This window comes from Corynebacterium sp. 21KM1197 (genome assembly GCF_033783015.1).
GTDB lineage: Bacteria > Actinomycetota > Actinomycetes > Mycobacteriales > Mycobacteriaceae > Corynebacterium.
Genome location: NZ_CP123907.1, coordinates 1,159,813 through 1,182,986, shown reverse-complemented (window position 1 = coordinate 1,182,986; position 23,174 = coordinate 1,159,813). Strand labels below are relative to the sequence as shown.

The 23,174-nt window shown below is 65.6% G+C and carries 23 protein-coding genes and 1 tRNA gene; 15 read left to right on the top strand and 9 right to left on the bottom strand.

What is annotated here, in order from left to right:
• Window positions 1–8: 8 nt before the first annotated feature.
• Window positions 9–2,831, bottom strand: a complete 2,823-nt coding sequence (gene can / locus OLW90_RS05765) for an aconitate hydratase (RefSeq protein ID WP_319651787.1) — start codon at window positions 2,829–2,831, stop codon at window positions 9–11.
• Window positions 2,832–3,058: 227 nt separating this feature from the next.
• Here can and OLW90_RS05760 point away from each other — a divergent pair, with 227 nt between their 5' ends.
• The 3 genes from OLW90_RS05760 (at window position 3,059) to OLW90_RS05750 (ending at window position 6,907) form a co-directional block, all read left to right on the top strand.
• Complete coding sequence (locus tag OLW90_RS05760) at window positions 3,059–3,604, top strand: DUF6676 family protein (protein WP_319651786.1); 546 nt, start codon at window positions 3,059–3,061, stop codon at window positions 3,602–3,604.
• Between the two features lie 399 nt (window positions 3,605–4,003).
• Window positions 4,004–5,794: a DIP1281 family NlpC/P60 protein gene (locus tag OLW90_RS05755; protein ID WP_413464539.1), complete on the top strand. Its 1,791-nt coding sequence runs from the start codon at window positions 4,004–4,006 to the stop codon at window positions 5,792–5,794.
• 39 nt (window positions 5,795–5,833) lie between these two features.
• Window positions 5,834–6,907, top strand: a complete 1,074-nt coding sequence (locus OLW90_RS05750; RefSeq protein ID WP_319651784.1) for a ferrochelatase — start codon at window positions 5,834–5,836, stop codon at window positions 6,905–6,907.
• Here OLW90_RS05750 and OLW90_RS05745 read toward each other — a convergent pair.
• Entirely contained in the window at window positions 6,871–7,581 is a 711-nt protein-coding gene (locus OLW90_RS05745) for a hypothetical protein (protein ID WP_319651783.1), read from the bottom strand. The two genes, OLW90_RS05750 and OLW90_RS05745, sit on opposite strands and share 37 nt — an antisense overlap.
• Before the next feature lie 22 nt (window positions 7,582–7,603).
• On the opposite strand from OLW90_RS05745, the gene OLW90_RS05740 reads away from it, so the two are divergent.
• The 3 genes from OLW90_RS05740 to OLW90_RS05730 are packed head-to-tail and all read left to right on the top strand — an operon-like array spanning window position 7,604 to window position 10,060.
• Complete coding sequence (locus OLW90_RS05740; RefSeq protein ID WP_319651782.1) at window positions 7,604–8,443, top strand: DUF3097 domain-containing protein; 840 nt, start codon at window positions 7,604–7,606, stop codon at window positions 8,441–8,443.
• A gap of 48 nt (window positions 8,444–8,491) precedes the next feature.
• On the top strand, window positions 8,492–8,923 hold the full coding sequence (locus OLW90_RS05735) for an NfeD family protein (RefSeq protein WP_319651781.1): 432 nt from the start codon (window positions 8,492–8,494) through the stop codon (window positions 8,921–8,923).
• Entirely contained in the window at window positions 8,924–10,060 is a 1,137-nt protein-coding gene (locus OLW90_RS05730) for an SPFH domain-containing protein (protein ID WP_319651780.1), read from the top strand.
• On the opposite strand, the gene OLW90_RS05725 is transcribed toward OLW90_RS05730, so the two are convergent.
• The 4 genes from OLW90_RS05725 to OLW90_RS05710 form a co-directional block, all read right to left on the bottom strand.
• On the bottom strand, window positions 10,057–10,599 hold the full coding sequence (locus tag OLW90_RS05725) for a MarR family transcriptional regulator (RefSeq protein WP_319651779.1): 543 nt from the start codon (window positions 10,597–10,599) through the stop codon (window positions 10,057–10,059). The two genes, OLW90_RS05730 and OLW90_RS05725, sit on opposite strands and share 4 nt — an antisense overlap.
• A 9-nt stretch (window positions 10,600–10,608) precedes the next feature.
• Complete coding sequence (locus OLW90_RS05720) at window positions 10,609–11,304, bottom strand: TVP38/TMEM64 family protein (RefSeq protein WP_319651778.1); 696 nt, start codon at window positions 11,302–11,304, stop codon at window positions 10,609–10,611.
• Entirely contained in the window at window positions 11,301–11,912 is a 612-nt protein-coding gene (locus OLW90_RS05715) for a GNAT family N-acetyltransferase (protein ID WP_319651777.1), read from the bottom strand. Before OLW90_RS05715 ends, OLW90_RS05720 begins: the two co-directional genes overlap by 4 nt.
• A gap of 57 nt (window positions 11,913–11,969) precedes the next feature.
• Window positions 11,970–12,055: transfer RNA gene (locus tag OLW90_RS05710), tRNA-Leu, on the bottom strand.
• 98 nt (window positions 12,056–12,153) lie between these two features.
• Between OLW90_RS05710 and OLW90_RS05705 the strand changes: the two genes are divergently transcribed.
• Entirely contained in the window at window positions 12,154–12,702 is a 549-nt protein-coding gene (locus OLW90_RS05705) for a YbhB/YbcL family Raf kinase inhibitor-like protein (protein ID WP_413464491.1), read from the top strand.
• On the opposite strand, the gene OLW90_RS05700 is transcribed toward OLW90_RS05705, so the two are convergent.
• Genes OLW90_RS05700 through OLW90_RS05690 form a run of 3 tightly spaced genes read right to left on the bottom strand, consistent with a single transcriptional unit; the run spans window position 12,699 to window position 15,726 of the window.
• Entirely contained in the window at window positions 12,699–13,790 is a 1,092-nt protein-coding gene (locus OLW90_RS05700) for a quinone-dependent dihydroorotate dehydrogenase (protein ID WP_319651776.1), read from the bottom strand. The two genes, OLW90_RS05705 and OLW90_RS05700, sit on opposite strands and share 4 nt — an antisense overlap.
• 9 nt (window positions 13,791–13,799) lie before the next feature.
• On the bottom strand, window positions 13,800–14,828 hold the full coding sequence (locus tag OLW90_RS05695; protein WP_319651775.1) for a hypothetical protein: 1,029 nt from the start codon (window positions 14,826–14,828) through the stop codon (window positions 13,800–13,802).
• A gap of 40 nt (window positions 14,829–14,868) precedes the next feature.
• A complete protein-coding gene (locus tag OLW90_RS05690; RefSeq protein WP_319651774.1) occupies window positions 14,869–15,726 on the bottom strand; it encodes an aldo/keto reductase in 858 nt (285 codons plus the stop codon).
• Window positions 15,727–15,750: 24 nt separating this feature from the next.
• Between OLW90_RS05690 and OLW90_RS05685 the strand changes: the two genes are divergently transcribed.
• From OLW90_RS05685 to OLW90_RS05650, 8 genes are all read left to right on the top strand, one after another.
• Window positions 15,751–16,623, top strand: coding sequence for an undecaprenyl-diphosphate phosphatase (locus OLW90_RS05685; RefSeq protein ID WP_413464490.1), 873 nt, complete (start codon window positions 15,751–15,753; stop codon window positions 16,621–16,623).
• A gap of 88 nt (window positions 16,624–16,711) precedes the next feature.
• Window positions 16,712–17,944: a cysteine--1-D-myo-inosityl 2-amino-2-deoxy-alpha-D-glucopyranoside ligase gene (mshC, locus tag OLW90_RS05680; RefSeq protein ID WP_319651773.1), complete on the top strand. Its 1,233-nt coding sequence runs from the start codon at window positions 16,712–16,714 to the stop codon at window positions 17,942–17,944.
• A 24-nt stretch (window positions 17,945–17,968) separates the two neighbouring features.
• Entirely contained in the window at window positions 17,969–18,352 is a 384-nt protein-coding gene (locus OLW90_RS05675) for a hypothetical protein (RefSeq protein ID WP_319651772.1), read from the top strand.
• A complete protein-coding gene (locus OLW90_RS05670) occupies window positions 18,330–19,046 on the top strand; it encodes an HAD family phosphatase (protein ID WP_319651771.1) in 717 nt (238 codons plus the stop codon). The genes OLW90_RS05675 and OLW90_RS05670 overlap by 23 nt, the downstream gene beginning before the upstream one ends.
• Window positions 19,047–19,059: 13 nt before the next feature.
• The gene (locus tag OLW90_RS05665) at window positions 19,060–19,323 is read left to right on the top strand and encodes a phosphoribosyl-ATP diphosphatase (protein ID WP_319651770.1); all 264 of its coding nucleotides are present in this window, start codon (window positions 19,060–19,062) and stop codon (window positions 19,321–19,323) included.
• Window positions 19,324–19,333: 10 nt separating this feature from the next.
• The gene (gene hisG / locus OLW90_RS05660; RefSeq protein WP_319651769.1) at window positions 19,334–20,176 is read left to right on the top strand and encodes an ATP phosphoribosyltransferase; all 843 of its coding nucleotides are present in this window, start codon (window positions 19,334–19,336) and stop codon (window positions 20,174–20,176) included.
• Window positions 20,177–20,242: 66 nt separating this feature from the next.
• Window positions 20,243–21,721 carry an aspartate ammonia-lyase gene (gene aspA / locus OLW90_RS05655; RefSeq protein ID WP_319651768.1) on the top strand — a complete coding sequence of 493 codons (1,479 nt, stop codon included), beginning with the start codon at window positions 20,243–20,245 and terminating at the stop codon, window positions 21,719–21,721.
• Between the two features lie 111 nt (window positions 21,722–21,832).
• Window positions 21,833–23,140, top strand: a complete 1,308-nt coding sequence (locus OLW90_RS05650) for an anaerobic C4-dicarboxylate transporter (protein WP_319651767.1) — start codon at window positions 21,833–21,835, stop codon at window positions 23,138–23,140.
• Window positions 23,141–23,174 lie beyond the last annotated feature (34 nt).

Here is a 23,174-nt window from a genome sequence, read left to right as displayed (position 1 = left end):
GTTCGACGCTACTGAGCCTTGGCCATCGAGCGCAGCACGTACTGCAAGATGCCGCCGTGACGGTAGTAATCCGCCTCACCGGGGGTATCGATGCGCACCTTGGCGTCAAACTCGATCTTCTCGCCGTTGTCCTTGGTGGCGGTGACGTGCACCGTCTCCGGGATACCGACGGCCTCATCATTCAGGGCGGTAATACCCGTGAGATCAAAGACCTCCGTGCCGTCCAGGCCCAGGGACTCGTGCGAGGAGCCCTCGGGGAACTGAAGCGGAATCACGCCCATGCCGATGAGGTTGGAGCGGTGAATACGCTCGAAGGACTCCGTGATCACCGCGCGCACGCCCAGCAGGTTGGTGCCCTTGGCGGCCCAGTCACGGGAGGAGCCCGTGCCGTACTCCTTGCCGGCGATCACCACGAGCGGGGTGCCGGCGGCCTTGTAGTTCTGGCAGGCATCGAAGATGAAGGACTGCGGGCCGCCCTCCTGGGTGAAGTCCCGGGTGTAACCGCCCTGCACGTCCACCAGCTGATTCTGCAAGCGAATGTTGGCGAAGGTACCGCGCATCATCACCTCGTGGTTACCACGACGCGAACCCAGGGAGTTGTAATCCTGGCGCTCCACGCCTCGGGAATCCAGGTACTGCGCGGCCGGGGTGCCCGGCTTGATGGCGGAGGCGGGGGAGATGTGATCCGTGGTCACGGAGTCACCCAGCTTGGCCAGCACGCGAGCGCCGTGGATATCCTCCACCGGGGCGGGCTCGATGGGCATGCCCTCGAAGTACGGGGCCTTGCGGATGTAGGTGGATTCCTCGTCCCACTCGAAGGTCTTGCCGGTGGGCACGTCCAGGTTCTGCCACTGCTCATCGCCCTTGAACACGTCGGCATAGTCCTCCACGTACATCTCGCGGGTGATGCACTCCGCGATGGTGGACTCGATCTCCTCCGTGGAGGGCCAGATGTCCTTGAGGAATACGTCGTTGCCGTCCTGGTCCTGGCCCAGCGGCTGGGTCTCAAAGTCAAAGTCCATCGTGCCGGTGATGGCGTAGGCGATGACCATGATCGGGGAGGCCAGGTAGTTCATCTTCACATCGGGGGAGATGCGGCCCTCGAAGTTACGGTTACCGGAGAGCACGGCGGTGGCGGTGAGGTCATTATCGTTAATGGCCTCGGAAACCTCCTCCGGCAGGGGGCCGGAGTTACCGATGCAGGAGGTGCAGCCGAAGCCGGAGAGGTAGAAGCCCAGGGCCTCCAGGTCCTTCCACAGATCGGCGCGCTTGAAGTAGCCGTCCACCACCTGGGAACCGGGGGCGCAGATCGTCTTGACCCACGGCTTGGACTTCAGACCCTTGGCGGCGGCCTTGCGGGCAATCAGGCCCGCGCCCACCATCACCGAGGGGTTGGAGGTGTTGGTGCACGAGGTGATGGAGGCGATGGCCACCATGCCGTGATCCAGGGTGTAGTGACCACCGTTGGGGGACTTCACCACCACGGGCTTGGACTGGCGGCCCTTGGCGCCCTCGGCGGCGGACTCGCCGTGACCGCGGGGGGAGGAGTTGTAGCCGGCCACCAGAGCCTCGGCGGAATCCTCGGCCTCGCCCTCGGCCTCCATGCGGGCACCGGCGGGGGAGTCATCCTCGCAGATCGGATCGTTGGTGAAGGTACCGAGCTGCTCGCGGAAGGTCTTTTTGGAGTCCGTGAGCAGGATGCGGTCCTGCGGGCGCTTCGGCCCGGCGATGGAGGGCACCACGGTGGAGAGGTCCAGCTCCAGGTACTCGGAGTACTCGGCCTCGGGGGCGTCCTGCTCCAGCCACATGCCCTGCGCCTTGGCGTAGGCCTCCACGCGCTCCACCTGCTCCTCTGGGCGGCCGGTCAAGCGCAGGTAATTGACGGTCTCCTCGTCGATCGGGAAGATCGCGCAGGTGGAACCGAACTCGGGGGACATATTGCCGATAGTGGCGCGGTTAGCCAGCGGCACGGACTTCACGCCGTTGCCGTAGAACTCCACGAACTTCTGCACCACGCCGTGCTTGCGCAGCATATCGGTGATGGTGAGCACCACATCCGTGGCGGTCACACCCACCGGGATCTCGCCGGTGAGCTTGAAGCCCACCACCTTGGGGATCAGCATGGACACGGGCTGGCCCAGCATGGCGGCCTCGGCCTCGATGCCACCCACTCCCCAGCCCAGGATGCCCAGGCCGTTTTCCATGGTGGTGTGGGAGTCCGTGCCAATACAGGTGTCCGGGTAGGCCACGCCCTCGTTGTCAAAGACCACGCGGGAGAGGTACTCGATGTTCACCTGGTGCACGATGCCGGTTCCGGGGGGCACCACGCGGAAGTTGGAGAAGTTCTCCGAGCCCCAGCGCAGGAACTGGTAGCGCTCCTCGTTGCGCTGGTACTCGATCTCCACGTTCTTGGCCAGGGCCTCCGGGCCACCGAAGGCCTCCACGATCACGGAGTGGTCAATCACCATCTCCGCCGGGTTCAGGGGGTTCACCTGGTCCGGGTCCCCACCCAGAGCGGTCACGGCCTCGCGCATGGTGGCAAGGTCCACCACGCAGGGCACGCCGGTGAAGTCCTGCATGAGCACGCGAGCCGGGGTGAACTGAATTTCCGTGGAGGGCTCGGCCTTGGGATCCCAGTTCGCAATGGCGCGAATGTGATCCTCGGTGACGTTCTTGCCGTCCTCGGTGCGCAGCAGGTTCTCGCCGAGCACCTTCAGGGAATAGGGCAGCTTGTCCATGCCGTCCACGGCATCGAGAGCAAAGTAGTCGTATTCCTTGTCGCCAACCTTCAGCTTCCGCTTGGCGTCAAAGGAGTTCTTGCTTTCTATCACAGTGAGCTCCATTTCCTAACGGGTTGAGAGTTAAGACTCGTCGCCGGAGCCGGAGTCCAGCGTTTCCACGAGGCTTATCCACGAGTTTACTATCCGGCTCACACCGGCTCCTCGTTTCACAGCATCATAACAGTACGTGCGTTCTGTTGGTGAATCCCACGCCGCGGCACCCCGCCCTCGGCCCGGCATATATAAATAGGGAAGCACCCCCACGCGCCAGGAGGAGAATGACGGTGATCCCGGAAAAGATTGACTTCGACACCCTGCGTACCCAGATCAGCGATCAAGGCGTGGCGATCCACGGCAAGGGCAGCACCGATACCACCTACCGCGACAAACTGATCGCGGCTATCGACGCCGCCGAGGAGTCCGGGCAGGGGAGCTTCGGCATCGCAGTCCTCGATTTCACTCCCACTCACACCGCCGATCTCCGCGACCTCGCGCAGGAACTTCATCAAGGAACAGACCTTGACACGGTGATCGTGCGCGCCCCGGGATCGGGCGCCACGGTCAGCTCGGTTTACTCCCGGGACGACATCGAGCGTGCCCAGGATGATTTCCTCAGCACCGCTAACTATGCCACCGCCGTGCGGGAGTATCCGGCCCACCTTTCCACCGCACCGATTCCCTGGACGCCCCTTTCCCTCACCGCGCTCGTCGTCTGCTTATTCACCCTCGCCGCCACCTACCTGAAGGTCAAGAGAGAAAACTTGACTGTCAAGCACCGACACGCGAGAGTTTCAAATAGTGGTTCAAATCACAAAAAATACTAACCGCACCGTTTCCGCTGGATAATCGCCCAACTCAGCGTGAGCACCCCTCTCGCTGCACCCCAGCGCGCACATCGGATGGGACTTATGAGAAAAGGGTGGCATATTGTTTTTCTATTGGCGCACGAGTTGCACGAGGCGTTCTTCAAGTTATGAGACTTGAGGTGTACGGGTAACCGTGAGTGGCACAACGGAAAGATATGGGCACGTGGGGAAGCTTGCCCCTGATCCTCCGGTGCCGCTCGCCACCCGTCGGCAGGCTCGCGCGACCCGTGCGCCACCTCCGTGTCAGCACGCTTCACGGAAGCCGGTAAAGCCTTTAGGCTTTACTACTGGCTCCGAAGGGAGACTTTTGTGGGAACCACTGCGTCTAGGAAGTCCAAGAACGCCTCTTTGAAACACATGGTGCGAGTTAGCGTCGCCACGGTCGTGTGCGCCTCCTCGCTCTCCGCAATCATGCCGGTTGCGGCCGCTCCCACCAACCCCAGTGACGATGATCTAGAGCGCGCACACCGGGCCCTGGAATCCGGTGCCGCCTCCGTAGCGGATCTCGCCGGGCAGGTTAGTTCCGCCCAGGAACGCCTCGCCCGCCTGGAACTTTCCATGGGTGAGTTGCGCGAGGCGGTGAACAAGTCCCTCGTGGATCTCCACGATGCACAGGGCACCGCCGAGCAGGCGCGCCAGGCCGCCGCTGCGGCCAAAACGGAGCTGGGGAACAGCCAAAAGGAGCTGGAAAAGGCCCAGGGCACCCTCAACGAGATCTCGCGCACCGCGTACCGTCGCGGAGCCTCGAGCCCCCTGGGCGCGGTGTCCGGGGAATCCACCTCGGAGGAGGCCCTTGATCGCAACACCTATCTGCGCACGAACTCGGAGAAGCAGCGGCAGGCCATCGAGGAATTGGATCGCGCCCGCACCATCACGGCCAACAAGGAATCCGAGCTGCGCGAGGCGCGCAATATCGCCGAGCAACGCGAGGCGGAGGCCCAGCAGGCCCAGGACTCCGCGCAGGCCGCCATCGATGAAAATTCTCGTGCACTGGCCGAAAGCACGCAGGAACACGAACGGCTCCTCACCGAGCAGCGGTGGGCGCAGCACCAGCTCGACGCCGCCAAGGGCAATGCCCAAAGCCTGTTAAATCAGCGCGAGGAGTTTGACAAGTATCAGGCGCAGGAGAAGGAACGCCGCGCCAAGGAGCAGGAACGTCAAGCGGCGGAGGCGCGTAAAAAGGCCGAGGAAGCCGCGAAACAGAACGAGCGCCAGCGGGCTGCCGCAGCGGCGGCTGCGGCCGTGGTGGAGAGCCGCCAACCCGAGCACACCCGTCTGGATAATCCCTATCCCCAGGATGAGGACGCTCAGGCCGCCGAGGTCGCGGAGATCCAAAACCCGGGTGCTACCACGGAGGAAGTAACCCCCGAGGAAACCCCCACCGCGACGGAGGCTCCCGTCGTCGAAAGCACGGAAGAGGCCACCCCCGCCACCAGCGAGCCCGTGGTCACGGAAGAAGCAGTAGAGGCAGTAGAAGCAGTAGAAGCACTGCCCACCGCCGAGGAGGAAACCCCCTCCTGGGAGCCCACCCCCGAGGCGGAGGTGACCTATGAGAGCACGCCCGAGGCCAGCGCGACCGAGGAGCCGGTGACCGAAGAGTCCGTGGTTGAGGAAACCGTGGAAGAGGAACCCGCGGTGGGCAGCGGAGAAGCCGAGGAGATCGGCGTCGGCGCGCTGGGGTCCAGTAGTTCCTCTGAACTGTCCAGCTCCGTGGTCAGCGGCGCACGCTCCGAGATCATCGAGACGGTGATCGCCCGCGCGATGTCGCAGGTGGGCCAGCCCTATGCCTGGGGCGGCGGCACCGCCAGCGGCCCCAGCCAGGGTATCCGCGACGGCGGCGTGGCCGATTCCTACGGGGACTACAACAAGGTGGGCTTTGATTGCTCCGGCCTCACCCTCTACGCCTTCGCCGGTGCCGGTATCTCCCTGCCGCACTACACGGGCTACCAGTACCAGCGCGGCACCCAGATTGATCCCAGCAACATGCAGCGCGGCGACCTCATCTTCTATGGCCCGGCAGGCAATAACCACGTGGCGATCTACCTGGGCGATGGGCAGATGATCGAGGCGCCACAGTCCGGCTCCTACGTCCAGATCTCCCCGGTGCGCTGGGCGGGAATGAGCCCCTACGCCGTGCGCATGGTGTAACTTTGCTCTGCTTCTTGCCCACGTCGTAGGCTTGGTGCCATGAGCCTTGAGCAGCACTACGATGCCCTCCTCGTTCTCTCCTTCGGCGGCCCCGAGGGACCCGAGGAGGTCGTTCCATTTTTGGAAAACGTCACGCGGGGGCGGGGTATCCCGCGCGAGCGCCTCAAGGTGGTGGGGGAGCATTACTTTCACTTTGACGGCATAAGCCCGCTCAATCGACTCAACAAGGAGATCATCGCCAACGTAGAGCAGGAATTGCTCCGCCGCGATCTCCACCTCCCTATCTACTTTGGCAATAGGAATTGGCACCCCTTTGGGGAGGAGACCGCAGAAAAGATGGCTGCCGACGGCGTGCGCAACGCGCTCGTCTTTAGCACCTCCGCCTGGGGAGGTTATTCCGGGTGCCGCCAGTACGACGAGGACATTCAGCGGATTCGCCAGCACCTCGCGGATAAGGGCCTCCCGGAGATCACCTTTACCAAGTTGCGGCAGTTCTACGATCACCCCAAGTTCATCACCGCGATGGCGCAGGCCGTCACCGAGTCCTACGCGCAGTTCTCCGCCGAGGATTCCCCCCGCATGATCTTCACCGCACACTCCGTCCCGCTCAGCGCCAACGACGCCGCCGGGGGCCCCGAGGACGCCCAGCTCTACGAGCGCCAGGTAGCCGAGGCCTCCCGCCTGGTGGCCCAGGAGGCCGGGATTAAGGAGTACGACCTGGTGTGGCAGTCCCGCTCCGGCAGCCCCGCGATCCCCTGGTTGGAGCCGGACATCGTGGATCACGCCTCCGCCCTCCACGATGAGCAGGGGATCAAGAACCTGGTGGTGTGTCCCATCGGTTTCATCTCCGATCACATGGAGGTGGTGTGGGACCTCGATACCGAGCTGCGCCAGGCCACCGACGAACGCGGTATGCACATGGAGCGCACCCGCACCGCCGGGCCCACCGCGCTGTTTACCCAGATGGTGGTGGACCTGGTGGAGGAGCACACCTCGGGCCGCACGCCCGAGGGGCTGGGGGCCGTCACGGTCAATGGCTGCACCGTCAATGGTGCCGCCTGCCACGAGGGGTGCTGTCAGCCCGCCAAGCGGCCCATGTCCCGCACTGCATAGTCCACCGCGATCATTCTGGCCTCGCGGATATAGCGGGCCAGCCTCAGCAGTTCAGGATCGAGGCTGTGGTCGCCCACCTGGTCGAGCAGCGTCTCCGTGATCGCCGCCACCCGATCCGCCCGCGCGATTAACTTGGCGGCCCGGGGTGGGGTGGATCGGGGCACGCCGGGGGTTTCGTAGAAATCGCTCAGCCGCCCCACGCTCAGGCGCGGGTGGGTGAGATCGCTGCTTCGATAACCCTGCTCCTCGATCAGGGTTGCCGCCGCGCGGGTGGCATCGGCCAGGCGCAGATCGGCCTCACCGGGGGAAAGATAGAGGGGCGCGGGTGGGTCCTCGATGATCCGCCACTGCCATTCCTCCGCGTCCGGCACCGCGACGAGCACGTGGTGGTGGCGCCCATCGCCGTCGGGAATAAGCAGCGCACCGTACTCGTCGGCGGGCGCGGGCAACCCGGTGGGCTGCGCCGGCCCGGCCAGCACGAGGCGCACGGCGGGTTCCTCCCCATGAAGAAGCGCGGTGGCGCGCAATCGGTGCAGGATCTCCACGGAGTGCGGCTGGTGGAGATCCAGCAGGGCATCGATCAGCGCGTCCGTGGACTCGTGGCCGTGGAGCCATGCCCCCAGCCACAGGGCGCTATGTTGAAGCGGGGAATACACATGAGGGCGGATAGACATGATCCCAGTAGTGTAGGACATCATGGCAAGAAACGATCCCTATGGCGACATTTTTTCCGGCCATTCCCGCAACCAGCGCCCCACCTATCCCACCATGCCCGCTACCCCGGGCGAGGTGGTGGAGGTGGCCGCCCAGGACTTCGTGGGGGCGATCATCGGCACCGAGCGCACCTACGATGGCGATTTTGTGCGCTTGGAGGATCGCCGCGGCACCCAGAGGCTCTTTCATCTGCGTCCTGGGGCCTTCCTCTACGAGGGGCAGCGGGTGACGCTCACGCGCTACGTCCCAGTACAGGCCCCGCAGCGCTCCAATTCCGGTTCCCGCCGGGTACGCAACGTACAGGCCAAGGTGGCCGCCCCCTCGCGCATTTGGGTGGAGGGCGTGCATGACGCCGCCATCGTGGAAAAGATTTGGGGCCACGACCTGCGCGTGGAGGGCGTGGTGGTGGAATACCTTGAGGGCCTCGATCATCTTCCCGAGCGCCTGGCTGAGTTTGGCCCCGGTCCGCAGCGCCGCGTGGGCGTGCTGGCCGATCACCTGGTGGAGGGCTCCAAGGAGACGCGGCTTACGCAGCAGGTGGGCCCGCACGTATTGGTGACCGGCCACCCCTACATTGACATCTGGGCGGCGGTAAAACCGGAGCGCCTGGGCATGCGCGCCTGGCCGGAGGTGCCCTACGGTGAGGATTGGAAAACGGGGGTGTGCCGCAGGCTCGGCTGGTCCGACCCCAAGGAGGGGTGGAGCCGCGTGTACAACGCCGTGGGTTCCTTCCGCGATGTGGATTCCACCCTCATCGGCGCGGTGGAGCGCCTGGTGGACTTTGTGACCACCCCGGAACTCAGCAAGTCCGATCTCCTCTAGGTTTGGCCAGGGCTACCTAAGCCCGGTGTTTTCGGTAGGCTTGATGGGGTGGAAATCATCGCTTGGTTCATCGCAGCACTCGTTTTGGCGGGACTGGAACTAGCGGTGGGGGAGTTTACCCTTCTCATGCTCGGCGGCGGGGCACTCGCCGCCAGCGGTGTCGCTCTCACCGGGGCGCCGCTTTGGGCTCAGGTTCTGGCCTTTGCCCTCATCTCCCTCGGACTGCTGTTCTTTGTCAAACCCATTTTGCGCCGCAAGATGCAGGTTCCCCTGGCCCTCGATACCTCCTCCGAGGCATTGGTGGGGCACAGCGCGGAAGTCCTGGAAACCGTGCACTCGGGCGCGGGCGGACAAATCAGGCTCGATGGCAGCATCTGGTCTGCCATCACCGTTGATCCCCACACCTCGTACAGCGAGGGCGAGCACGTCACCGTCGTGCGTATCGACGGCCCCACAGCCATCGTCTGGAAGGAAAACTAAATGGAACCAGGGTTCCTTGTCCTCATCGTCCTAATCCTCTTTATCGCCCTGCTGGTGATCAAGGCCATAGCGCTGATCCCGCAGGGGCAAGCCGCCGTGATCGAGCGGCTGGGTCGCTATACCCGCACGGTGGAGGGCGGCCTGACCTTCCTCGTGCCGTTCCTCGACCGGGTGCGCGCCCGCGTGGATACCCGCGAGCGTGTGGTTTCCTTCCCGCCCCAGGCCGTGATCACGCAGGATAACCTCACCGTAGCCATTGACACGGTGGTGACCTTCCAGATCAACGATCCCGCCCGCGCCATCTACGGCGTGGATAACTACATCGTGGGTGTGGAGCAGATCTCCGTGGCCACGCTGCGCGACGTGGTGGGCGGCATGACCCTGGAGGAGACTCTCACCTCCCGCGAGGTCATCAACCGCCGCCTGCGCGGGGAACTGGACGCCGCCACCACCAAGTGGGGGCTGCGCATTAGCCGCGTGGAACTCAAGGCCATCGATCCGCCGCCCTCCATTCAGCAGTCCATGGAAATGCAGATGAAGGCGGATCGGGAAAAGCGCGCCACGATCCTCAGCGCCGAGGGTCAGCGGGAATCCGATATTAAGACCGCCGAGGGTGAGAAGCAGGCTCGTATCCTGGCGGCCGAGGGCGAGAAGCACGCCGCGATTCTGGCCGCCGAAGCGGACCGTCAGGCCGAGATTCTGCGCGCCGAGGGCCGCCGCGCCGCGCGCTACCTGGAGGCCCAGGGTGAGGCCCGCGCCATTCAAAAGGTCAATGCCGCCATCAAGTCCGCCAAGCTTACCCCCGAGGTGCTGGCCTATCAGTACCTAGAGAAGCTGCCCAAGATGGCCGAGGGTAAGGCCTCCACCATGTGGATGGTGCCCTCGCAGTTCGGTGACTCCCTCGAACAATTCGCCCGCGCTATGGCCAAGAAGGACGAGGAGGGCGTGTTCCGCTACGAGCCACAGGCCGTGGACGCGGAAACCAAGGAGATGGCCGAGCCGGAAAATACCGATAGCTGGTTCTCCACGGAATCCGACCCCGAGATCGCCGCCGCCGTGGCGGCCGCCAACGCCGTGGCCAACAAGCCCGTTGATCCCTCCCTGGCCGAGTTGGTCAAGGAGGAGCAGGGGGGCTAACCCGCCGCCCCGCGCAGCAGATTCACCGCAAGCCGCCAGCCAGCATTTTCCGCGTGCCAGCCGGCGGCTTGCAGGCGTTGGGACATCGCCTGCTTAGAAATACCCAACTCGGCGGCGGCCTCGTTCTGGCTCAGGCCCCCGCGCACCAGGGAGGTGGCCTCCCGGCCCTCCACCGTGCGCTTGGCCAACACCTGGCCCAGCAGGGCAAAGACCGCCGCGATGTCCTCGGCCCCACGCACCCCCTCCGTGGCCCCCACGCTCACCGTGCCAGGGCGAGCCGCGCGGCTGAGGCTGCCGGTGGCCTCGGTTAGGGCGGCGTCGCCAAGCCCAATGCCGATGGCCCAGTCGCCGTCGGAAAGCAGCGCCATGACCACGTTGCACAGCGCCTCTGGGGTGCTAATCCGGGCGCGAATATCCTCCACCCCCAGGGATTCAAAGGCACCCACCCCGGCCACGGTGCTCAGCGCCTGCGCGGAGCGTTCCACCAGATCAGCGCGCCGCGTGGCGCGCCCACGATACCGAGCATGGAGGGCAAACATTCCTTTAGTTTAACCCCCTCCCGCCCGCACCGGCAGGCGGCGATCCGCCACCAGCCCCGCCACACCCACCGCGGCCAGACACACCATCACCGCGATGAGGGAGGAATTAGGCGTGCCGGTGAGGGAATCGCCCAGCAGCACCACGGCCAGGGTGCCCGGTGCCGATCCCACCGCCGTGGCCAGCGCAAAGGGGAGCGCGGGAACGGGGGAGAGCGCCGCCGCATAGTTGAGCACGCTGAAGGGAATACCCGCGATCAGCCGCAGGGAGCCCACGGCCAACCAGCCGCGCTGCGCCAATCTCTCGCTCAGCCCCGCCACGGCGGGGTGGCGCAACCGTGGACGAATCCACTCGCCCAGCAGCCCGCGCACCAGCAGGAGGGATACCACCGCGGAGGCCGTGGTGGCGCTCAACGCTAGTGCCACGCCCCACCAGGGGCCAAAGAGCACGCCGGAGGCCAGGGTGAGCAGGGTTCGGGGAATGGGAAACTGCGTGATGCCCACGTAGAGGAACCAAAAAAGCACCGGGAACCACGCCCCCGTGTGCTCCGCCCACTGGCGTAGGGTGGAAAGCCCCGGAACCTCCGCCCACAGGGTGATCGCGCAGAAGCAGGCCAGGGCCGCGATCACCGCGAGGCGACGCCCCCACGACCACGCGCGCACGGCCCGCCAGGCATCGCGGAGGAGGCCGCTGAGGAAGTCCCTCACGCTTCGGGAATGCTCGGCGGCAGCCACATGGCCAACTCCGTGGGGCCCTCGCCGTGAAGAGGCAGTTCACCCAGCGGGGCGAACCCCAGCGAGGCATAGAGTTTGGCCGAGCGCCGCGTGGAGGATTCCAGGTACACGGCCTGGTCCCCGGCCCGCTCCATGCCGGTTTTCAGCAGTTGCGAACCCACGCCCTTGCCCTGGGCCGCGGGAGAGACCGCCAGGGCGTAGAGGTACCAGTGGGGGAACTTGGGGTGGTGGGCCGCCAACTCCCGCTCCCGGAGATACATGGTGGGCAGGTTGCGGCCAAAGATCTTGGCGTATCGCTTCAGCGCCTGCGCCTGATCGGAGAGCCTCGCTTTCGGCTCCTCCGGGGCGTTCCACAGCGCCACGCCAAGGATTTCCCCGTCCTCCTCCGCGATGTCGATGACCCCGGTGGGCTCGTACTCGTGGGTGATCTGGAGGCTAAAGATCTCCTTGATCACGCCCCAGGTATCGGAGGAGGTGGCCAACTTGGCCACCCGACCAAAGGAGGGGTCGCCGTGGAAGGCGCGGGCAAGAACCTCCACGGCTGCGTCTCGGTCACTGGGCTGGTATGAGCGAATAAGCATAGGGCCATCCTACAAAGGAAAAAAGACCCGCCATCTGGCGGGTCTTTACCGAATCTGTGCCCGGAGGGGGACTTGAACCCCCACGTCCGTTAATAGGACACTAGCACCTCAAGCTAGCGCGTCTGCCATTCCGCCACCCGGGCAGGTGGTTCATGCGAACGACGTTTACCTTAACCCACCCCCACATTTAGCCACAAATCCGCAGTTCACGGCGCATTTTCCCGGATTGGGAATAACACGGATGAAAGTTCGTGTAGTAGTGGAGGGCATGAGTTATTCCTACGCTAACGATTCCCGATTCCCCGGCCCCGATCCCTACGCCCCGCTCAAGGATCTCCCCGAGTTCCCGCTTCATTCCCGCGACTTCGAGGACGGGCAGCGCCTTCCCGAGGACCTCGCCGCGCCGCGTTCCCGCGCACCACACCTCGCCTGGTCCGACCTCCCCGAGGGCACCAAGTCCCTCGCCATCACCTGCTTTGACCCGGATGCTCCCACCGCCGCCGGCTTCTGGCACTGGGCGGTGTGCAACATTCCCGCCAACGTCACCGAGATCGGCAGCGAGGAAACTATCGACGCCGCCCTCACCCTCATCGGCGATAGCGGGCAGCGCGCCTACTACGGACCGCAGCCACCCGAGGGCCACGGGCCGCACCGCTACCTCTTTGCGGTGCACGCCGTGGACGTGGAAAAACTCGACATTGACGCGAACGCCAGCCCCACCGTGCTGGGCTTCCAGCTCTACTTCCACTCCCTGGGCCGCGCCGTGCTGTGGGGCTGGTACGAGAACTAATCCACCCAGGGACGCCCGCAGCCCACGGCCTCGGAGATATTGGTAAAGCCCTGGGCGCGGATCTGATCGGCCAGGCCCCGGTGAATATCCCTGATCCAATCGGGGCCGCCGTAGATCAAGCCGGTGTAGCCCTGAAGCAGGGTGGCCCCGGCGGCGATCCGCTCCCAGGCCTGCTGCGGGGTCTCGATGCCGCCCACGGAGATCAGCACCAACCGATCGCCCACCCGGCCGCGCAGCCGGGAAAGAACCTCCAGGGAGCGCGCCGCCACCGGGGGGCCGGATACCCCGCCGGGGCCCAGTTCCTCCACCTTGCGGGTGGCCAGGCCCTCCCGCGAGATGGTGGTATTGGTGGCCACGATCCCCGCCAGGCCCAGTTCCAGGGCCAGATCCGCCACGGCATCCACGTCCTCGTCGGACAGATCCGGGGCGATCTTTACCAGCACGGGGGCGTCGGTAGTCTCCTGCACCGCCTGCAAGATCGGCCGCAGGGACTCCACCGCCTGCAAGTCCCGCAGCCCGGGGGTATTGGGGGAGGAGACATTGACCACCAGGTAGGTGGCCAGGTGCTCCACGAGGTTGGCGGAGCGGCGGTAATCCTCCACCGCTCCCTCCAGGGGCACCACCTTGGTCTTGCCGATGTTCACGCCCACGATGTCCTCATAGCGGCGGCGATACAGGTTGGTGGCCACCTGGGCGGCACCGGGATTATTAAAGCCCATGCGGTTGAGGATTCCCCGGTCCGCCTTGAGGCGGAACAGGCGCGGGGCGGGATTGCCCGGCTGCGGGGAGGCGGTCACGGTGCCGATCTCCGCGTAACCAAAGCCCAGGGGGGTCCACAGGTCGGGGGAGTTGGCGGACTTATCAAAGCCGGCCGCCAAGCCCAGGGGCCGGGGGAATACCACCCCAAAGACCTCCTGTTCCAGGATCGGATCGCGCACGGGCATGACGCGGCCGATCAGGCGATTGAGCGGCCCCACAAACTGCAACGCGCCCAAAACATCGTTCACCATGTTATGAACGCGCTCCGGCTCCATGGTGAAGAGCCCCTTGAGGATCAGGCGGTAAGCGGTATTACGGATAGCACCCATAAGGAATCCTTACGTGGAAGAGGTGGGGTTAGGAATCACTTGGAGGCCCTCGCCGCTGGCGGAGGCCAGCACGAGGGTTCCCGAATCGAGGGCCACGAGGGAGGTGGCCTGCGCGATGGTGGGAAGATCATAGCGCTGCTGCGGCACGCCCTGGGAAATATCCCAGCCGGTGAGCAGATTGCCCGCCGTGGAGGCCACCCAGGCCACCTTGTGCTGATCGTCCCAGGCCACGGCCCAGGGGGATTCCGGCACCGGCGCCGTCTGGTGCAGGCGAATCACCTCGTCCGTGGTGTACACCGCCAATTGGTTACCGGTGGTATCGGAGGCCAGCAGCAACCCCCCGGAACCCGCGCTGATCCGCCCCACGCCCAGGCCCACGCGCAGGCGCCCCCCCTCGCGGTCATTGGCCCAGTCCACGTCCTGAATGGTGGTGTCCTGCGCCCAGGTGCGCACGATCGCGTCGGGGGCACCCTCGATGGGGAGCGAGAGCAACTGCGTGGTGGGGGCGGCCACCCCGATGGTCGTGGGATCACCCTCCTCGGGGTAGATCACCACCTCGCTATCGACGTCGTTGGCCGTAACCAGCTCGCCGCTGCTGAGCACCGTGGCGGCGGTGGCCGGGTGTTCCACCGCGCGCACCTGCTCGTTATCCGGGTTATCCGCCGGATACAGGCGCACCTCCTGCCCGCAGGCCACCACGAAGGCGGAATCCGTGGCCGTGAGTTCCCCGCACTCGGGGGCAAGATTGATCGTGGTGGCGGAGTTATCCCGGAAATCCGCCACGGTACCCACGCTCAAGGAGTCCGCCGAGCGCACCGCAAGAACCTCGCCCACGCTCTCCAGCGCCTGTACCTGGGCCGCCTGCCCCGGCAGGGAGATGATCTCACCGGCGGGATTATCGCTGGGGGGCGAGGCCACGGCGGTGGCATTGCCCATATCGTCCCCGAGGTCCGAGGGAATCTGCGATTGGCAGCCCGCCGCCAGCAGCGCCGTGCCCGCCAGCGCGAGCGCGGCCGTGTACTTCGCCCTTTTCGCCATCTTCACACCCGTTTTCACACTAGGAACTCTAGCAGTGCCCTCACCGAGATATATCGTCAAGCGCCTTGTGAATCGGCCCCGGCAGGGTAGCCCGGGCACACCGCGCAATATCCTCCGGGACGTGGGCCTCCACCAGAGTGGAAGCCACGGCCTCGCGCTGGCGCACCCACGCCACCGCCGCCGTCCCGGCGGAAATGCCCAGCCCCTCCGCCGCGGTGCGCAGGGCCTCCGCGATCTTTCCGGCGCGCTGCCCCCGCAACCGGGGCGCGTGGGGATCCTCGGGGGCAATCTCGCCCGTGAGCACCCCGTGGGCGAGGGGATCGGCGGCGATGATCCCCACCCCCAGGTACTCGGCTGCGGGCATGACCTCCAGTTCCGCCTCGCGCATGAGCAGGGAATAGGGCACCTGCGCGGCCACCAGGCCCCGGCGCGCGTGGGTCACGGCCACCTGCCAGCCCGAATAACCGCGCACCCCGGCGTAGCGCACCCTGCCGGTGTCCACCGCGTGCTCTATGGCCCCGGCTATTTCCTCCACCGGGGTGTGCGGGTCCCAGTAGGCCACGCTCCACAAATCCAGGTGCTCTAGGCCTAATCCTTGAAGTATCCGATCCAGGTCATTGAGCAGGGAGCGCCGGGAGCAATCCACGCGGCGCCCCGCAGGGGAATCGGGATTGACCCCGGAGGCCGCGGAAAGCACCAGTTCGGGCTGGCGCAGATCGCGCCCCAGGCCCGCCATCGCCGCCACGGAGGAGATGTCCACCAGGTTGCCCCCGGCGTCGAGGAAGGCGCGCAGGAGGGCGGGGGTGGCGTCGAGAGCCACGCGCTGCCCCCAGTGCGCGGTGCCCAGCCCCAGCGCGGATACCCGTAACCCGGATTGCCCCAGTGTTCTTAAGTCCACCGGACCTAGCCTAGTAGTAGGGTCATGCGGGTGACTGATATGACCGTGCTTGCTTCCGCTGCCGCCGATACCGGGCAGATGTCCTGGATCCAGGTGATCGTGCTCTCCATTGTCCAGGGCCTCACCGAGTTCCTGCCGGTGAGTTCCTCCGGGCACCTGCGTATCGTCTCCGAGCTGTTCTGGGGCGCCGACGCCGGTGCCTCCTTTACCGCCGTGGTGCAGTTGGGCACCGAACTCGCGGTGGTGGTGTACTTTGCCCGCGATATTTGGAAGATCGTCACCGCGTGGTTCCGGGGCCTGTTCAACAAGGACCTGCGGGGATTCGATTACCGCATGGGCTGGATGGTGATTGCCGGTTCCGTGCCCATCGGCGTGGTGGGCGTGCTGTTCCAGGACGCCATCCGCGATACCCTGCGCAACCTCTGGATCACGGCCACCGTGCTGATCCTGTTTTCCTTTGTGTTCATCCTCGCGGAAAAGATCGGCCGCAAGGATCGCTCCTTCGAGCAACTGACCATGAAGGACGCCGTGGTGATGGGCTTGTGCCAGTGCCTGGCGCTGATCCCCGGGGTCTCGCGCTCCGGCGGCACCATCTCCGGTGGCCTCTTCCTTGGGTTGGAGCGCGAGGTGGCCACGAGATTTTCCTTCCTGCTGGCCATTCCCGCCGTCATGGCCTCCGGTTTGTTCTCCCTCAAGGACGTCTTTGATCCCGCCGTGGGGCAGGCGGCCTCGGGCGGGCAACTGCTGGTGGGCACGGCGATCTGCTTCGTGCTGGGCTATGCCTGCATCGCCTGGCTGCTGAAGTTCGTGGCCAACCACTCCTTCGTGTGGTTCGCGGCCTACCGCATTCCGCTGGGCATCCTCGTGATGATCCTGCTGGCCGTGGGGCTACTCTAAGGGGCCGCCGTAGCCGTGTGGGCCCGGTGGCGTCGATAAGCACCCCGCCGCCCACCGCTCCCGGGGCAAAAAGGTTAGGGTGTAAGCCATGCGTTCTTGGCCCTCACCCTCCGTTCCCTCCGTCCCCGGCAGCCCCGTCGCGCTGCGCCTCTATGACACCGCCGATCGGGCCGTGCGCGAGGTGGAGATCCCGGAGGACGGCCCGGTGGGAATCTACGTCTGCGGGATTACTCCCTATGACTCCACACACCTCGGCCACGCCGCCACTTACTTGGCCTTTGACCTGGTAAACCGGGTGCTCCTGGATAATGGGCACGCGGTACATTACGTGCAAAACATCACGGACGTGGACGATCCGCTTTTTGAGCGCGCGGCGCGGGATGGGGTGGACTGGCGCGAACTGGGGACCTCGCAGATTGATAAGTTCCGCGGGGATATGGAGGCGCTGAGCGTGATTCCGCCGCGGGATTACGTGGGCGCGATGGAATCCGTGGACGAGGTCATCGCGATGGTTTCCGCGCTGCTGGACAGCGGAGCGGCCTATACCGTGGATGACGCGGAGTACCCGGACGTGTATGCCTCCGTGGATGCCACCGAGCAGTTTGGCTACGAATCCCGCTATTCCTGGGCGCAGATGGAGGAGTTCTTTGCCGAGCGCGGCGGCGATCCCGAGCGCCCGGGCAAGGCGCACAGCCTCGACGCCCTGGTGTGGCGCGCGCAGCGCCCCGGCGAGCCCGCCTGGGATTCCCCCTTTGGGCCCGGTCGCCCCGGCTGGCACATCGAGTGCTCCGCCATCGCCACCAATCGCCTGGGGGCGCACTTTGCGGTGCAGGGCGGGGGCAGCGACCTCATCTTCCCGCACCACGAGTTTTCCGCCGCGCACGCGGAGTCCGCGCTGGGGGTCGAGCGCATGGCGGGGCACTACGTCCACGCCGGCATGATGGCCCTGGACGGCACGAAGATGTCCAAGTCCCTGGGCAACCTGGTGTTCGTCTCCGACCTGGTGCGCGCGGGGCACGATCCCAGCGCCATTCGCCTGGGCGTGTTCTCCGGGCACTACCGCAGCGACCGCGATTGGTCGCAGGAGGTGCTCACCGCCGCCGAGCGGCGCCTGGCCTACTGGCGCGAGGCCGCCCGCCGGGGTGGTTCCATCGACCACGCGCAGGCGGTGGTCACCGAGGTGCGCGAGCGGCTAGCCGATGACCTCGATACCCCCGGTGCGCTGGCGGCCCTGGACGAGTGGGCGCGCACCTGCTCCGATGAGGGGCAGGGCAGTGCGGTGGTGGCAGCCGTGGACGCCCTGCTGGGCGTGCGTTTGTAGGCGGCATACCCCACAATGGATTCCATGAGTACTCCCTCCGCCGCCATTCGCAGCGAGTTCCAACCGGCCGTCGATCAGTTCCTCACCGACCTCACCACCTTCGTCTCCGGGGCGTACCTGCAAGAGGAGGAGAAGGATCGCTGGGATCAGCCCTTCGATCCCGCAGCCCTGGAGGAGTTGCGAGCCATCCTGCACACCCTGCTCGATCGGGTGGAGGGGGAGCCCCCGGAGGCCGTGCCCGTGTTCCTGCGCGCCACCATCGCGGAACTGCACACGTTTAATGAGAAGCACCACGGCGCGGTCCTGGAACCGGAGGAGTACGCCGAACTCAACGACCTCTTCCGCGCCATCGCCCGAGCCACCGGAGTGGAGGAAGAGGCCCTACATGACCTCCCCGTCCTGGAATAGCCCCGCCGCACCCCGCGCCATCTTCTGGGACATGGACGGCACCCTGGTGGACTCCGAGCCGCTGTGGGGAATAGCCACCTATGAGCTCAGCGAGCGCCTGGGCCGCCGCCTGACCCCGGAGCTGCGCGCGGCCACCGTGGGCGGTTCCTTTGGCAACACCCTGCGGGTCTGCGCCGAGCACGCCGGGGTCACCGTCACCGAGCAGGAGGCGCGGGTGCTTCACGACGCCATGTTTGCCCGCGTGGGCGAACTCTTTGCGCAATCACTAGCCCCCAGGCCCGGCGTGCGCGAACTCCTCGCCGCCCTGCACCAACGCGGCATTCCCATGCTGGTGACCACGAATACCGAGCGTAGCCTGGCCGATAGGGCCATCGAGGCGGTGGGGACGGAGTTTTTCCGCGATTCCGTGGCCGGGGACGAGGTACCGCGCTTCAAGCCCGCCCCGGACATGTATCTGGAGGCCGCCCGCCGGGTGGGGGTGCCGCCGGGGGAGTGCCTGGTCTTTGAGGATTCCCCGGCGGGCATGAGCGCCGCCGTGGCCGCCGGATGCCGGGTGATTGGCCTGCCGGAGGATCCCCACGACGCCGTGCCCGGCACGCTGCTCATGCAGGAGGTGCGGGACGGTTCGCGCTCCTTTGCCGGGGTGCGGGCCGAGGATATTGAGAGATGGTTCACCCAGATCGCCCCGGCATGAAATAATCTTCCCCGTGAAGAACTTTGACTCCCTCTATCAGGAATTGCAGTCCCGCGCGCAGGCCAGCCCGGAGGATTCCGCCACCGCCGCAGCGCTGGCCTCCGGCGTGCATGGCATCGGCAAGAAGGTGGTCGAGGAGGCCGCCGAGGTGTGGATGGCGGCGGAATACCAGTCCAAGGAGGAGTTGGCGGAGGAAGTCTCCCAGCTCATGTATTGGGCGCAGGTCATCATGCTTTCACGCGGCCTGACTCCCGACGATATTTACCGCTACCTCTAGGAGAATCCCCATGATGCGCATTGCCGTACCCAACAAAGGTGCCCTGGCGGAAGTCGCCGCCACGATCCTCAAGGAGGCGGGCTACGCCACCCGGAGGGATTCCAAGGCCCTCAACGTGATCGACCGCACCAATAACGTGGAGTTCTTTTTTCTGCGACCCAAGGACATCGCCATCTACGTGGCCTCGGGCGAACTAGACCTGGGTATCACCGGGCGCGACCTCGCCGCGGACTCCCAGGCGGAGGTCACCGAGGTGCTCTCCCTGGGCTTTGGGGCCTCCACATTCCGCTTCGCGGCCCCGGCGGGGCAGGAGTGGACGGTGGAGGCCTTGGCTGGCCGCCGCGTGGCCACCGCCTACCCAAACCTGGTGCGCGCTTACCTGGCCGAGCGGGGGATCAAGGCCACCGTGATCCGCCTGGACGGCGCGGTGGAGATCTCCATCAAACTCGGTGTGGCGGACGTGATCGCGGACGTGGTCTCCACCGGGGCCACGCTGCGCCAGCAGGGGCTGGAGCCCTTTGGGGAGCCGATCTGCCGCTCGGAGGCCGTGGTGGTGGGCCGTACCCCCGAAATCACCCCCGAGCAACGTGTGATGTTACGCAGGTTTGAGGGAATCGTGCACGCACACCACTACGTCATGCTGGATTACAACGTCTCCCGCGAGCGCCTGGAGGAGGCCACCTCCATCACACCGGGACTCTCCGGCCCCACGGTTTCGCCCCTGACCAGGCCCGATTGGGTGGCGGTGCGCGCCATGATCCCGCGCTCGGAGGCCAATGACGTCATGGACGCCCTCGCTGGGGTGGGCGCGGAGGCGATCCTGGCCACGGATCTGCGGATAGCCAGGATCTAGGCAAAACCCACATCCTCGCTAGTATGGAGGCGTCAATTCACCCACTAGAAAGGACGCCGTTTCCACATGGCCACGTCGAAAAAGACTGCCAAGGCTAAGACTCAGGAAGCGAGCACCCCCACCCCGGGTACTCGGACGGAGGAAGATCTGCTGGGAACCATGGAGGTTCCCGCCTCCGCCTACTACGGCATTCACACCCTGCGCGCCGTGGAGAACTTCCAGATCTCTCGCAACACCATCAACCAGGTGCCCGCCTTCATCCGTGGAATGGTTCAGGTGAAAAAGGCCACCGCCATGGCCAACCGCCGCCTGCACACCCTGCCCCGCAAGAAAGCCGAGGCCATCATCTGGGCCTGCGATCAGATCCTGGACAAGGGCCGGTGCATGGATCAGTTCCCCATCGACCTCTTCCAGGGTGGGGCCGGCACCAGCCTCAACATGAACACCAACGAGGTGATCGCCAACCTCGCCCTGGAGCACCTGGGCGAGCCCAAGGGTTCCTATAACATCATCAACCCCAATGACGATGTGAATATGTCCCAGTCCACCAACGACGCATACCCCACCGGCTTCCGCCTGGGCGTGTACAACGAGTTGATGCGCCTGATCGAGGCCTACGACGCCCTCCAGGTCGCCTTCCAAGCCAAGGGCGCGGAGTTCGAGGACATCCTCAAGATGGGCCGCACGCAGCTTCAAGACGCCGTGCCCATGACCCTGGGCGACGAGTTCCGGGCCTTTGCCTCCAACCTCAGCGAGGAGCAGTCCGTCATGCGCACGGCCGCCGATCGCCTCCTGGAGGTAAACCTCGGGGCCACCGCCATCGGCACCGGGGTGAACACCCCGGCGGGCTACCGGCACCAGGTGGTGGCCGCGCTCAGCGAGACCACCGGCCTGGAAATCAAGTCCGCCAAGGACCTCATCGAGGCCACCTCCGATACCGGCGCCTACGTGCTGGCACACTCCGCTATCAAGCGCGCCGCGATGAAGCTCTCTAAGATCTGCAACGATCTGCGCCTGCTTTCCTCCGGCCCCACGGCCGGCCTCCACGAGATCAACCTGCCTCCGCGCCAGGCCGGCTCCTCCATCATGCCGGGCAAGGTCAATCCGGTGATCCCGGAGGTGGTCAATCAGGTGTGCTTCAAGGTCTTTGGCAATGACCTCACCGTGGCGATGGCCGCCGAGGCCGGGCAGTTGCAGCTCAACGTGATGGAGCCGGTGATCGGGGAGGCCCTGTTTGAGTCCCTGCGCATCCTGCGTAATGCCGCGGATACGCTGCGCACCAAGTGCGTCACGGGCATCACCGCCAATGCGGAGGTCTGCCGCGCCTACGTAGAAAACTCCATCGGCATCGTCACCTACCTCAACCCCTTCATCGGCCACCACAACGGCGATCTCATCGCCAAGGAGGCCGCCGCCACCGGGGCCAAGGTGCGCGATCTGGTGCTGGACAAGGGCCTGATGGATAAGGAGACCCTGGATCGGGTGCTGTCCAAGGAGAACCTCATGCACCCGGAGTTCCGGGGCACCATCTATCTGGACGATTAATCCCGCCCAGTAAAGCCCCATTAAGCAATATCACATTAGTTGCCTGGCCCGGGGCCCGCGCAGGATAATTAACGGTGCTACATAACCGCATATCGGAAGGGGCTTTCTCCGATGCTTATCCTGCATATTGCGATCGTCCTCGCGGCGATCGTGCTGGGCGCCCGGCTTGGTTCCATCGCCATCGGCTTCGCCGGTGGCCTGGGCGTTTTACTCCTCGGACTCACCGGCGTTCCGGTGAGTCGGGAGGACATTCCCTTCGACGTCATCGGCATCATCATGGCGGTGATCGCCGCCATTGCCGCCATGCAGCGCGCCGGGGGCATGGATCTTTTGGTGTACTGGGCGGAGCGCTTTTTGCGCCGTAATCCCCGCCAGATCACCTTCTGGGCCCCGGTGGTCACCTACCTCATGACGGTCTTTGCCGGTACCGGGCACACCTCCTTTTCCACGCTGCCGGTGATCGTGGAGGTGGCCAAGGAGGGCAAGGTGCGCCCCTCCCGCCCGCTCTCGGTGGCGGTGGTGGCCGCGCAGATGGGCATCGTGGCCTCCCCGATCTCCGCGGCGGTGGTCTTTTTGGCCTCGATCTTGGAGCCACTGGGGGTGTCCTACCTGGGGCTGCTCGCGGTGGTCATTCCGGCCACGTTCCTGGCGATCTTCCCCACGGCCTGGCTGTGCAATCGGCTGGGTAAGGATTTAGAGCACGATTCCGTCTACCTTGAGCGCATTGAGCAGGGGCTGGTCAAGGAGCCGTCGATAAGCTCTACCTATACCCCCACCCGCGCGGCTACGACCTCCGTGGGGATCTTCCTGGGTGCCATCGTGCTGGTGGTGCTGTACGCCACGCTGACCTCCTCGCAGGTGGGATTGATCGCGGAGCCCACCCTGCCGCGCAATGAGGCGATCATGGCGCTCATGCTCAGCGCGGCCACGGTCATCGTCATGGTCACCAGGATCCCGGCGGGGGACATCCTCAATACCCAGGTGTTCCGCTCCGGCATGTCTGCCTGCATCTGCGTGCTGGGCGTGGCCTGGCTGGGCACCACCATCATCAAGCACAACATGGAGGGGATCGAATCCCTCGCCGGTTCCGTGCTGCAATCTAGCCCCTGGCTGCTGGCGGTGGTGCTCTTCTTCGCCGCCGCGCTGCTGTACTCCCAGGCGGCCACCACGCAGGCTCTCATGCCCGCCGCGCTGGCCATGGGGGTGAGCCCGCTGACGGCCGTGGCCGCCTTCCCGGCGGTCTCCGCATTGTTCGTGCTGCCCACCTATCCCACGCTGCTGGCGGCGGTGGAGATGGACGATACCGGCTCCACGCGCATCGGCAAGGCCGTGTTTAATCATCCCTTCCTCATTCCGGGGGTGGTGTACACGGTGATCGCGGTGGCACTGGGATACCTCTTTGGCTCGGTTCTGCTCTAAAAAGCACCCATTCCGCGCCCCCGCGCGGCTAGGC

What these genes read in the sequence shown, in the direction of transcription:
- OLW90_RS05675 (WP_319651772.1), top strand. Translation starts at nt 17,969, where the DNA reads ATGAGTACTCCCTCCGCCGCCATTCGCAGCGAGTTCCAACCGGCCGTC.
- hisG (WP_319651769.1), top strand. Translation starts at nt 19,334, where the DNA reads ATGATGCGCATTGCCGTACCCAACAAAGGTGCCCTGGCGGAAGTCGCC.
- OLW90_RS05745 (WP_319651783.1), bottom strand. Translation starts at nt 7,581, where the DNA reads ATGTCTATCCGCCCTCATGTGTATTCCCCGCTTCAACATAGCGCCCTG.
- aspA (WP_319651768.1), top strand. Translation starts at nt 20,243, where the DNA reads ATGGCCACGTCGAAAAAGACTGCCAAGGCTAAGACTCAGGAAGCGAGC.
- OLW90_RS05730 (WP_319651780.1), top strand. Translation starts at nt 8,924, where the DNA reads ATGGAACCAGGGTTCCTTGTCCTCATCGTCCTAATCCTCTTTATCGCC.
- OLW90_RS05725 (WP_319651779.1), bottom strand. Translation starts at nt 10,599, where the DNA reads ATGTTTGCCCTCCATGCTCGGTATCGTGGGCGCGCCACGCGGCGCGCT.
- OLW90_RS05650 (WP_319651767.1), top strand. Translation starts at nt 21,833, where the DNA reads ATGCTTATCCTGCATATTGCGATCGTCCTCGCGGCGATCGTGCTGGGC.
- OLW90_RS05740 (WP_319651782.1), top strand. Translation starts at nt 7,604, where the DNA reads ATGGCAAGAAACGATCCCTATGGCGACATTTTTTCCGGCCATTCCCGC.
- OLW90_RS05695 (WP_319651775.1), bottom strand. Translation starts at nt 14,828, where the DNA reads ATGGCGAAAAGGGCGAAGTACACGGCCGCGCTCGCGCTGGCGGGCACG.
- OLW90_RS05755 (WP_413464539.1), top strand. Translation starts at nt 4,004, where the DNA reads ATGGTGCGAGTTAGCGTCGCCACGGTCGTGTGCGCCTCCTCGCTCTCC.
- OLW90_RS05715 (WP_319651777.1), bottom strand. Translation starts at nt 11,912, where the DNA reads ATGCTTATTCGCTCATACCAGCCCAGTGACCGAGACGCAGCCGTGGAG.
- OLW90_RS05685 (WP_413464490.1), top strand. Translation starts at nt 15,751, where the DNA reads ATGCGGGTGACTGATATGACCGTGCTTGCTTCCGCTGCCGCCGATACC.
- OLW90_RS05750 (WP_319651784.1), top strand. Translation starts at nt 5,834, where the DNA reads ATGAGCCTTGAGCAGCACTACGATGCCCTCCTCGTTCTCTCCTTCGGC.
- OLW90_RS05670 (WP_319651771.1), top strand. Translation starts at nt 18,330, where the DNA reads ATGACCTCCCCGTCCTGGAATAGCCCCGCCGCACCCCGCGCCATCTTC.
- OLW90_RS05700 (WP_319651776.1), bottom strand. Translation starts at nt 13,790, where the DNA reads ATGGGTGCTATCCGTAATACCGCTTACCGCCTGATCCTCAAGGGGCTC.
- OLW90_RS05705 (WP_413464491.1), top strand. Translation starts at nt 12,154, where the DNA reads ATGAAAGTTCGTGTAGTAGTGGAGGGCATGAGTTATTCCTACGCTAAC.
- OLW90_RS05760 (WP_319651786.1), top strand. Translation starts at nt 3,059, where the DNA reads ATGACGGTGATCCCGGAAAAGATTGACTTCGACACCCTGCGTACCCAG.
- mshC (WP_319651773.1), top strand. Translation starts at nt 16,712, where the DNA reads ATGCGTTCTTGGCCCTCACCCTCCGTTCCCTCCGTCCCCGGCAGCCCC.